General features: G+C 37.0%; 12 protein-coding genes. 3 read left to right on the top strand and 9 right to left on the bottom strand.

Annotated elements, in window-relative coordinates:
- The coding region (locus F6K13_RS05035) for a DUF4351 domain-containing protein (protein ID WP_287286947.1) at positions 1-443 on the top strand (443 nt) is incomplete at its 5' end.
- A gap of 190 nt (positions 444-633) precedes the next feature.
- Here F6K13_RS05035 and F6K13_RS05030 read toward each other — a convergent pair.
- The 3 genes from F6K13_RS05030 to F6K13_RS05020 form a co-directional block, all read right to left on the bottom strand.
- On the bottom strand, positions 634-972 hold the full coding sequence (locus F6K13_RS05030) for a XisI protein (RefSeq protein WP_124144653.1): 339 nt from the start codon (positions 970-972) through the stop codon (positions 634-636).
- Entirely contained in the window at positions 960-1142 is a 183-nt protein-coding gene (locus F6K13_RS05025) for an element excision factor XisH family protein (RefSeq protein WP_240038919.1), read from the bottom strand. Before F6K13_RS05025 ends, F6K13_RS05030 begins: the two co-directional genes overlap by 13 nt.
- Positions 1143-1344: 202 nt before the next feature.
- Positions 1345-1413 (bottom strand): XisH family protein, encoded by a 69-nt coding sequence (locus F6K13_RS05020; RefSeq protein ID WP_240038920.1) that lies wholly within the window; start codon positions 1411-1413, stop codon positions 1345-1347.
- A gap of 180 nt (positions 1414-1593) precedes the next feature.
- Here F6K13_RS05020 and recQ point away from each other — a divergent pair, with 180 nt between their 5' ends.
- Complete coding sequence (gene recQ / locus F6K13_RS05015) at positions 1594-3789, top strand: DNA helicase RecQ (RefSeq protein WP_124144652.1); 2196 nt, start codon at positions 1594-1596, stop codon at positions 3787-3789.
- A gap of 545 nt (positions 3790-4334) precedes the next feature.
- Here recQ and F6K13_RS05010 read toward each other — a convergent pair.
- The 6 genes from F6K13_RS05010 to F6K13_RS04985 all read right to left on the bottom strand — a co-directional run bounded on the left by F6K13_RS05010 (position 4335) and on the right by F6K13_RS04985 (position 10197).
- On the bottom strand, positions 4335-7025 hold the full coding sequence (locus tag F6K13_RS05010) for an ATP-binding protein (protein WP_287286946.1): 2691 nt from the start codon (positions 7023-7025) through the stop codon (positions 4335-4337).
- A 352-nt stretch (positions 7026-7377) separates the two neighbouring features.
- Positions 7378-7680, bottom strand: coding sequence for a hypothetical protein (locus F6K13_RS05005; protein WP_192901105.1), 303 nt, complete (start codon positions 7678-7680; stop codon positions 7378-7380).
- A 195-nt stretch (positions 7681-7875) separates the two neighbouring features.
- Complete coding sequence (locus F6K13_RS05000; RefSeq protein WP_287286945.1) at positions 7876-8013, bottom strand: hypothetical protein; 138 nt, start codon at positions 8011-8013, stop codon at positions 7876-7878.
- A 218-nt stretch (positions 8014-8231) separates the two neighbouring features.
- Positions 8232-8534, bottom strand: coding sequence for a hypothetical protein (locus tag F6K13_RS04995; RefSeq protein ID WP_124144650.1), 303 nt, complete (start codon positions 8532-8534; stop codon positions 8232-8234).
- A gap of 111 nt (positions 8535-8645) precedes the next feature.
- Entirely contained in the window at positions 8646-8807 is a 162-nt protein-coding gene (locus F6K13_RS04990; RefSeq protein WP_161564482.1) for a hypothetical protein, read from the bottom strand.
- Between the two features lie 226 nt (positions 8808-9033).
- The gene (locus F6K13_RS04985; protein WP_287286939.1) at positions 9034-10197 is read right to left on the bottom strand and encodes an AAA family ATPase; all 1164 of its coding nucleotides are present in this window, start codon (positions 10195-10197) and stop codon (positions 9034-9036) included.
- 147 nt (positions 10198-10344) lie between these two features.
- Between F6K13_RS04985 and F6K13_RS04980 the strand changes: the two genes are divergently transcribed.
- The gene (locus F6K13_RS04980; RefSeq protein ID WP_161564481.1) at positions 10345-10518 is read left to right on the top strand and encodes a hypothetical protein; all 174 of its coding nucleotides are present in this window, start codon (positions 10345-10347) and stop codon (positions 10516-10518) included.
- The last annotated feature ends 412 nt before the right edge of the window (positions 10519-10930 follow it).

Below are 10930 nucleotides of genomic sequence, written 5' to 3'. Positions count from 1 at the left end.
TAAAAACTTTGGCCGAGTTAGAAACTTTGACAGAGAAGTGGATTTTCTTTCTTAAAGAAGCTGCTCGCTTAGATTATATTCCAGAGAATTTGGGAGTAGTTGCAGAAATTGAACAAGCTTTAAACATTGCTAATAAAATTAATATGACACCAGAAGAGTTAGAAATGGTTGAGCGTCGGGCCATAGCATTGCAGGATCAAAGAGGACAAATAGCTTATGCAGAACAAGAAGGAGAAGCTAGGGGAAAAGTCGAAGGACGCATAACAAAAGCGATCGCTTTTGTTATGCGTTTACTGAAAAAAAGATTTAAAGATATTCCCACTTCAATAAATAATCAAATTGAAGATTTAGCTGTTGAAGAGTTAGAAAGTTTAGGAGAAGATTTGTTAGATTTCAACAGTCTAGAAGATTTGGAGAGTTGGTTAAATTCTCGCAACCCCTGAAAAGTTAAAAGTCAAAAGTCAAAAGTTAAAAGTAAGATTTGATAGGTTCAAAACTTTCAAATCAAAAGTCAAATTGATTAAAAAGATGGCATACTCCTCAAGAGTCATCTTAAGATGACTTAAACTATTAGCCAAGGATTGAAATCCTTAGCGAGCTTGGCGAGCCATATCATCCACTTTACAATAATAGTTAATTTTGGGCAAATTCTGTATATTTTCTCAGATTAGGTGGATGATAGGCCAAAACAATATCTTGTGCTGGAACTCCTTTTTCTATTAATTGGTCGGCGATCGCTTCTTCAGTCCCATCATGTTGTACCCAGATTTTTCCATCAATAATATCGACATGAATAGCACAACCATAAATTCTGGTACTGTTATTTTTCCATCCCAAATTAACAAGTTGATAGTGTTCTCCTTCGCGGTCAAAAATTGTTTGACTTTTGATTGGGTCATTAGGAGAACGTAACTTAGCTCTTGCTGTTAGTAATTCCTGAATTAATTGACGATATAAATCTAATTTATCCATTGAGCGATCGCCTCCTTTTCAAAATCATAAATAATTAATGGAATTTGGTTACGATGAATTACAGTTTGAATGAATGGATACTTAAAAAAGCGTTTATAGCAGAAGGAAGAAGGAAGAAGGAAGAAATAAAAATCTAGTGTTGTCTGAGTGTTAAGCTTTTGATATGTCAAATATAGTAATGGCGACTCCTATATAAATTTCTAATGGAATTACTAAATATAATTTTCGTTCTGTCTCTTATTCCTCCAAAGCAATACAAAAATTAATTAATTTTCCAACTGCAGTGTGAAACTCATAAATTGTTGAAGCTGCCAAAAAAGTTTTAATTTAAATAGCAATTTTTTCACCATATTTTGTTGCACTAATTAACTTTTATGCACCTAACTCAATATAAAAATAAACAAATCCTAAATCAATACGATAGGGGTCGTGAGTGATTATCCAACCCTGATTCTCAAGAGCAGTTCTAACTAATTGATGAAAAATATCTTTAGCAGAAATTCCAGGAAGTTTCCTTAAAGTTTAAGTACCTGTGCAAAATTAATTTAACATTTTTTTGTTGGGTTGCGCTGGCGCTTAACCCAACCTACAATATAATAAATTTTTAAATTAATTATCACTATGTCGGTGCAAAATCAAACAAAATTTAATCAACCATCTTTAGAAAAACATTTAAAGAATTACTTTGGTTATGATTCATTTCGCCCTGGGCAAAAACAAATTATTGAAACAGCACTTCAACAAAAAGATATGCTAATTGTTATGCCTACTGGTGGGGGAAAATCTTTATGTTTTCAATTACCCGCATTACTCAAACCAGGCTTAACAATAGTAGTATCTCCTCTCATTTCTTTGATGCAAGACCAAGTAGCAAGTTTACAAGATAATGGTATTGCTGCGACATTTTTAAATAGCAGTCTTGGACTGACAGAAACTCGAAAACGAGAAACAGATATTATGCAGGGCAAAATCAAACTTTTATATGTTGCTCCAGAGAGATTATTGTCAGAGAGATTTTTACCATTTTTAGAGTTAATTAATGCTCAACAAGGTATCTCTAATTTTGCCATAGATGAAGCTCACTGTGTTTCAGAATGGGGTCACGATTTTCGCCCAGAATATCGACAGTTACAAATGTTACGAGAAAGTTATCCAGATGTGCCGATGATGGCTTTAACTGCTACGGCGACAAAACGAGTCCGGGGAGATATTATTGCTCAATTAAATTTACAACAACCTTATATTCATATTGCTAGTTTTTTCCGTTCAAATTTATATTATGAAGTCCGTCAAAAAACTAATGCTAAAAATACTTTTGCTGAAACATTGCAAATAATTAGAAAACTTGGTGGTTCTGGAATAGTCTATTGTAATAGTCGAAAAAAAGTTGATGAAATTGCTCATAAATTACGACAAAATCATGTATCTGCATTACCTTATCATGCTGGAATGGATGATGAGGAAAGAGCTATTAATCAAACTAAATTTATCCGAGATGATATTGATGTAATTGTGGCAACTGTGGCTTTTGGTATGGGTATTAATAAGCCAGATGTTAGATTTGTAATTCATTACGATCTACCTAAAAATATTGAGAGTTATTATCAGGAAACTGGGAGAGCTGGTCGAGATGGTGAACCTGCTAAATGTACTCTATTTTTTAGTTATGGCGATAAGAAAAGTATTGAATATTTAATCGCTCAAAAACTTGATGAACAAGAACAAAGAATTGGTTATCAACAGTTAAGGCGAATTCTTGATTATGCAGATGCTACTGAATGTCGTCACCGAATTTTATTAGGCTACTTTGGTGAAGATTTGCCCGAAAATTGTGGAAATTGTGATAACTGTAAATATCCCAAACCAATAGAGGATTGGACTATTGAGGCAATGAAGTTTTTGTCCTGTGTGGCGAGAACTAAAGAACGGTTTGGTATGAATCATATTATTGATGTTTTAAGAGGTTCTAAAAGTCAGAAAGTTTTAGACAAAAAACATGACAAACTTTCTACTTATGCTATTGGTAAAGATAGAAGTGCTGATGAATGGAAACATTTAGCAAAATCTCTCTTACATCAAGGTTTAATGGATGAAACAACTGATGGTTATTCAGTGTTGAAACTTAATCAAAATAGTTGGGATGTAATGGGGCGAAGAAAAAAGGTAGAAATTGCCATAGAAAAGAAACGTAAAATTGAAAAAACTACTACTTCTTTAGCCGCAGATGAACAAAGATTATTTGAAGAATTGCGAGCATTGCGGAAACGAATTGCTGATGAAGAAAATGTGCCTCCTTATGTAGTTTTTCAAGATACAACATTACAACAAATGGCACAGAAACGACCTCAAACTTTGGATGAATTTATGAATATTTCTGGAGTAGGTAGTCGGAAACAAGATAAGTATGGAAAAAAGTTTATTCAAGCTATTAGAAATTATTGTGCTGAGAATGCTTTACCTACTAATTCAGAACCTATTCGAGAATTAGCAAAAGTTGTAGATAATGTTCCTTCTTTTACTCAAATAGAAACATTAGAATTGCATAAACAAGGATTAAGTATTGATGCTATTGCTAATCAAAGAGGAATAAGTTCTGGCACAGTTGCTGGTCATTTAGCTGAATTAATAGAAAAAGAGCAACCAGTAGATATTGATAAATTAGTAACACCCAAACATCAGGAAAAAATTATTGCTGCAATAGAAGAAGTAGGAGATGGAGCATTGAAACCTATTTATGAATATTTACAAGAACGTTATAATTATAATGAAATTAAATTAGTTAGAGCATATTGGCGGAGCGATCGCTTAGATTTTTAGTAAAAATAGCCGTTCGTAGTAGGGCTTTAGCCCCGTTCGTAGTAGGGCTTTAGCCCCATTCGTAGTAGGGCTTTAGCCCTTTAATCTGAAATCCAGTGATACAATTGTCTACTGCTTCATAAAACTGATACAAAGCGTCACATAACGTGACAAATTGATGTTTACTTCCTGCTTCTACTGAGGCCGTCGGCGGTTACTCATCCACAGGCATTGACGGTCAAATTGACCGCATCTTTACACTCTATACTTACATTTAAGTCTTTGTCAATTAACATAACTAAAAAAGCCTTCAAACCCTTACTACGCCCTTTCTAGTAGGGAGCGGGATTTCTAGAGAGGTCTATGTCTATATAGATAGACTGCCAGAAATGCTTAAGCAGCGATTAGTGCAGAAGATGCAAATTTCACCCTCGTTACTACTTGTCTGTGAGAACTAGCGTATTATGTCGCGCTCCGTATCGCAAATTGTTAACTAAGTCGAAACTCTATACTTCCTTCCCTTTCTCAATCTTCATTCCTGGGTCTTCCGTCGGTCTTAAAGAGGGCTAAAGCCCAACTACGAACAGATCCCTATTCCCCACTACCCAACGCCGAAATAGTTCCACTGCAAACCGCAAATTGCCCTCAGTTTCGATAATGACATCGTGGCGAGCAAGAGTTTCAAGAGCATCATTTAATATACTTTCTTCTAAACCTGTAATTTCCTGGATAGTGGCACGACTACAACCTTCTGGATAGTGAGCTAAACCTCTAAGAATATCTTGCTGTCCCGGTGCATCTTGAGCCGCTTGACCCCAAACTCCTGTGAAATAATAACGCCCATTCTGGAATAGTTCATTTTGACGAATAATAACTTCCACATCTGCAACGGTCAAAACTGACTCTCGTGGTCTTCCCTGCTCAAACATTTGGTCGTTGTAGCGACGGACAAGTAAAAATCCCAGTAGTTGCACTAGGTAGGGTTGTCCGAATGTTAGGTCGTAAATGCGATCCATTGCTTCTGGTTCGTAGGTGAGCAGGAAGTCTGGGTTGGGGTTAGCGAGGAGTTGCCTAGTTGTTGCTCTATTCAAAAAACCGACGCGGATGGGAATAACGCTGGCAAAAAATGGCTGAAAGTAATCTTCTGTCATTTCTTCAAGAGTGTGCAACCCAGCGAAGGCAAAGGCAATTTTCGGACTCATCTGCACGAACCCCCGCAATACTGCCATGAAGTTAGGGGGGAGTTGTCCGGCTTTAATTAGATTTTCAATTTCTTCAAATTCATCCAGGGCAATAATTAAGCGTTTGTTGTCTAATTTTTTAATTGCCTGTTGTAAGTAGAGTTTAAAGGTTCGTTGGGGAAGTTTCAGGAGTTCATCTGTGTCTGGAGGGGGAAAGCTGAGAGCTGCTGAAATTTCATCACTTATGGCTAAAAATACTTCACCCATTCCCTCAGAAATAGCTCCTAAATTTTGCAGGTTGACATAAATAACTTGAATATCTAAACCGGAACAGTTAGCAAAATTCCGCAGAATAGAGGTTTTTCCCATGCGACGATGACCGAACAAAACAACTGACTGCTTGTGAGAATTCCTAACCCACAGTTCCTCAAGCTTTCTCATAATATCTTTGCAACCCACAAACAAGTAACCCTCTACTGGATCGCCAATGACATAGGGATTTTCTATGGGTTCTGTAATAGATGTATCTTCTAAATTTGTCGCAATGCTTTCTAACGCTTTTTGCCAAGTTTGAGTAATACGAACAATTAAACCTCGTTCTGCTTGGGGAAGTATATCAGCATTATCTAGGATTTTTCTTAATTGACCTATAGCTCTAGCAAGGGCAAATGGATGAGCTGACTTTGAGGTGGCTTTTAAATCTTCAACAAGGCTACGCAAACTTTTGAGCGCTTCCCAAGTGGTGAGGTGTAGATGAGGTTCGGGTGGAAAGTTGGGAATTTGTATTTCGACAATTGTATAAGGAGATGTTGCTAGTCGAAATTGAGTTAGAGTTTGAGCTAGTAGGAACATTTCCTCCCCGTAGAGTAGAGAGCGTACTTTCTCAAATGCTGCTGTTGCTTTTTCGGGTTCTTGTTCGTATAGATACCAGAAACCTGCAGCTATTGCGCGGGATAGAGTGTCTGAGCGAGTCGGTGCTGATAAGACTATTGAAAGACTAAAAATATCTAATCCTCTAAAAAACTGTAATTTCAACTCTTCTACTGGAGATGCAGAGGCAAATTTTACAAGTCTCCAATCATAAGGATTTTCTGCTAGCTGAGAAATTCGATAAATCATCTGTTCTGGGGGAATTTCTGCTAGTACCTGATTAATAGCATTAACTACCGGAATAAACTGTAGGCTATATCTTAACAGTTGATTGATGTTTTCTAGACCTAGTTGCCAATCCTTTCTCAACCAAAATTTTAAGCGAGTTGTTACTAAGGGTAAAGGAATAGGAGTCATTCTAGGTAGGAGAAAACTACGATTACTATTCTGAATTGATATGAAGTTAAGTCCTACGCCAATTAACCAGTTTTCTGGATGCCAAATCGCCACACCATACGCCACGCTAAACGCTATGCCTTCCGGTACACCTCCCACCACGCTATATGCCACGCCAAGAGCCACGCTTCTCGCCACGCCAAATGCCACGCCAAATGCCACGCCTCTCGCCACACCTCCCACCACGCCAAACGCCACGCCTCCCACCACGCCAAACGCCACGCCAAACGCTACGCCTTCCTGTACACCTTCCTGTATACTTCTCGGTATGCCAAGCGCGACGCTAAGTGCGACGCCAAATGCCACACCAAACACCACGCCAAACGCCACGCCTCCCACCACACCAAACACCACGCCTTCCACCACACCAAACACCACGCCAAACACCACGCAAAACACCACGCCAAACAATACGCCGAGCGCCATGCCAAACCAATTAATCGTAAAACCCATTTGCTCCAACAATTTACAAAACAAATAGGGAGCACAAACAGTCAAAATTAATCCCTGAAACAACAATTTCAACTGGTTAGGATGCTCGCGCAGAAATTCTAGCCTGCTTTTCCAGGTTGTTTGTTTCGTTAAACCTTCTACCCCCCCATAATTTTCCACATACCACCGCAACGCCTGGGGAAAGAAAAACACCCAATACAACAACCGCAAATAATCCAAAGGATTCCAAATAGAGAGGGGGCGCTTCAGTTGTGGTGCTAGATCGAGACGGGGAACAGAATCGTTGTTTTTTTTCATTATTGTTGGCAAATAGGTTATAAAATTAATAGAATTAGGACTTACGCAGATAAGCTATATATAGTGGTAAAAACTATTGGCCAATAGTCTTGGCACTCTATAAATGGTGCCTTTGCGTAAGTCCTGAGAATAAGACTTATATCAAATCTGGATAATTTGTTATTATAGTCATTGCGACTGGAACGCAGTGGAAGGAAGCAATCTCAGAGGTATCGAGAGATTGCCTCGCTGCCGCTCGCAATGACAGAATTACATTTTTTTGGGAGTTTGAGATTGCTTTCCTGACGGAATGCTGCGCAAACGCTGCCGTTTGCTATCGCAAAGCTGCGCTAACGCAATGACAGAACTACTTTTATTCCAAAATTCCCACAAGCACATCAACTAAAGCCTCCACATCCCCAGGAACTCTCAAAGAATCAATATTTTGCTGAATTAAACGTTGTTTTTTATCCAAAATACCAAATATCCAAAGTTCGCCCATAGTCACACAACCAAAAATTAAATCCTGTTCCGGTTCCCATTCAGATAATGCAATTAACTCCACAGCTAACTGCGTAAAACCTCGCGTCATATCCTCATGTTTTGCTTCAATTACTAACAGTTGAGAATTAGATTGTAGCAAGTAATCAAGATTACCCTTTAACCTTTCATTCACACTCAAAGGATATTCAATTCTGAGCTGACATTGACAGTAACGAGCAACTTCTAAGAGGTTGTCTGAGAAGTCCCTTATGCTACATCACTCGCCCCCTAAATCCCCCAAAATTGGGGGACTTTTACCAGCTAATAGATTCTTGTTCCCCCCATAATTGGGGCGCTAGGGGGGCAAAATTCAGTATTAAACAACTTTTCAAACATCCTCTATTCGCTGACGTAACTCTGGCAAACGTTCCAGTTGGCGATTTGAAGTAGGTAAAGACAATTTTGTTCTTTGGAAACTGTAGTTAAATTCAGCTAAAATATCGTCAATTTCATAAGTCAACTTCATAATGGATAATGGATAATTGATAATGGATAATTACTTCTCCCTTTTAGGAAGAGGATTTACTAAAAGGAAAAAATTTATTTTCTCTTGGTCGAGGGGAGGCTTTTAACCTCAATTATTTAATTATTAATTATTCGATAATAATCAACCACATTAAAAAAATGATAACCCTGTAGGGACGTTCCATGGAACGTCCCTGCCACATTATTACTATAATTTCATCAATTTTCTCCTCCAAATCTCGCTAATAATTCGTCACGAGATAAGTGAGATAACTGTAAAATTGTCCTGTTAAAATCTTCTTTTGGCAACTCCATAATCTGTTCAAGAATTACCTCTAGTTGACTATCTAATTTGCCAAAGCGAAATACAAGCAAGCTTTCGAGCATTTCTTGATACCCTTTTTGTCTTCTTAGTTGTATATCTAGTTGTATACCTCGTTGTATACCTTGTTGTCTTCCTTCTTGTTTTTCCAACTGAGTAACCTCTTCTAAAGGTTGAGTAAAAAGTAGTGATAATCTCATTTCTCTCCTCCAAATCTAGCTAATAATTCGCCATGAGATAAGTTAGATAACTGTAAAATTAGCCTGTTCAAATCTTCTTTTGGCAACTCCATAATTTGTTCAATAATTACCTCATTCTTCTGGATTTCCTTGAAGTTGTGGTTGGGGTGAAAACCAAACGTCTATTTGTCTGACCTCTCCTCGAACTTCACGGGGTGTTTTTACTTCCCCAATACTTGATAGTAATTCTTCTAAATATTGTTTGGCAAATTGATCGTGGGGAAATATAGTCATTTTAGTTATTGTAGGAGGGAATAGGGAATAAAGAATAGTTGGAAATATACCTCATAGATTCAAGAAATACGGCGTTGCTGATTCTGGGTATGATTTTGCCCCCCGAGCAAGCCAAAATTGGGGGGAATAAAACTCTAAAAGTCCCCCAAAATTGGGGGATGCGCGGGGGCTTGACCAGAAGCAAACAATCGCAAATTCATACTTCAATTCAGCAACGCCAGAAATACTATAGCTTTTTCTTCTCAAATTGTTCATAACATAGACGCATTACTTCAATAGGATAGCCACCACTTGTTTTAATAATCTCTGAAATCTCATCCTCACTAAACTTAATTCCTTGATATTCTTGCTCCAAAAAATTAGCCCGAAGGCGACTCTTAATAAAAGCACAAATAGTTTCCTCATTCCAAGGTTCTAGATATTCTTCAATACAAATATTTTTAAATGGAGAAGTTTTATCCCCGCTATCTGGAAATAAAATATCTAGTCTCTTAGAAGCAGCAACTACCAAACGTAAAGGAGGAACAATATCATTTGCTAAAGCGCGTAACTGACCACGAAGTTGATTGGTAAACCAGTCATAAATCATATTTTCTACCACATCAAGCAATAGTAAAATTCGATATTTCTTGATATTTCTATTTAATTTATAACCACTACACTTTTCAATACCAACTTCATCACAAAGTGCTGCATAAAAATCATCATCACTATGAATATGCTGCAAATCTATATATATTGGCCTTCGAGGTTGCCGGAGATACTGAGTAGCTTTTTGAGCGATCGCCCTCAACAGAGAAGACTTTCCCACTCCACTATTGCCAATAATAGCAACACTACTACCACTATTAAGTACCTCAAAAATTCTATTAATTTCTCGCTCTCTATTAAAAAAGAGCTTTGGATTATCTATAATTCCTGTCAATGGAATAAATGGATTATAAACTTGTTGTTGAGATTCTGGTAAAACATCAAAATTGTTAAAAGTAGAAACTTTTTGTGGAAATTCTGTTAAAATATCAGGATGTTCTTTTCGAGTATACCAAGTTTCATATTCTCTTTTCAGCCAATTGAAGATTTCTTTAGATTTACCTTTTCTATCATGGTCTATATCTTTACAAATAATTTTTAATTGACGAAAAACTGCTTTTCTGTAATATTCAAATGTGTATTTAGAGTAATTGCTAAGGAATTGCTCGCGAAATTTTTCTTCCGTCAAATTTTCATTTTTTATGTCAAATCTCTTGAAAAAAAATTCTCTATCTTCACCCTTCAAATCAGCTTGGTTAGCAATAGTTATCAAAAATTTATCCCACTGTTCAAAGTTCCCCATCAGTCTAATTTGTACTTTCTCCTCATCGAGTATAGCTGAAAATGTGCTTTTTAACAAAAGGGTAAATTGTTTACCCCAAATTACCTCAAATTACCCCAAATTACTCTTAATTAAAATTAGGGTAGAGTCAAAAAGTCTACCTGTACAGCAAAATAACGATTAGATATCCTGAAATTGTAGGTTGATTTTAGGAACAAAAAAATCATGCAAAAAGAATGTAACCAAAATAATTGTTTGTGGGTAAAAGATAATAACAACGGCAACCATTATATGTGTCTTAGATGTGGTAGAGAACGTTGGTTAAACAAGAGAAAATGGGGATTATATGGGCTATTGATTGTACTAAAAGCAGTTGTTTCTACCCTTTTCCTGGATTGAAATTTCGTGAATAAACAAGCATTAAATTCAGAGGTAAGTAGGTAGCTCTAATTAAAATAGGACTTACACAGTACAACGAATTTTAGTCATTGCGACCCACACAGAAGCCATCTCAAATCCTAATTTTTCGTACCTTATGCGTAAGTCCTGTAAAGGTAAAAAAAAATTGTAGGGGCAGGTTTAATTGAAAGCTTTAACTTAAGCGCGATCGAGTTCTAAAAACCTGCCCTCTAATTATTACTTATAAGTGTAGGTATAAATGGGAACTAAGCTCGCAAAACAAAGTCGTCTGCAGTTAAAGCAGGAAGTACATTAGCAAACTGAGCACCATTACCAAAACCTTCTGCAGCACCATTTGGATTATAGAACAAATTACCAGCTTCTGTACTATGAACAATTAAAGCTGAAGAAG

Source organism: Okeania sp. SIO2B9 (genome assembly GCF_010672505.1).
GTDB lineage: Bacteria > Cyanobacteriota > Cyanobacteriia > Cyanobacteriales > Microcoleaceae > Okeania > Okeania hirsuta.
This window is presented reverse-complemented; position numbering and strand designations above follow the sequence as displayed.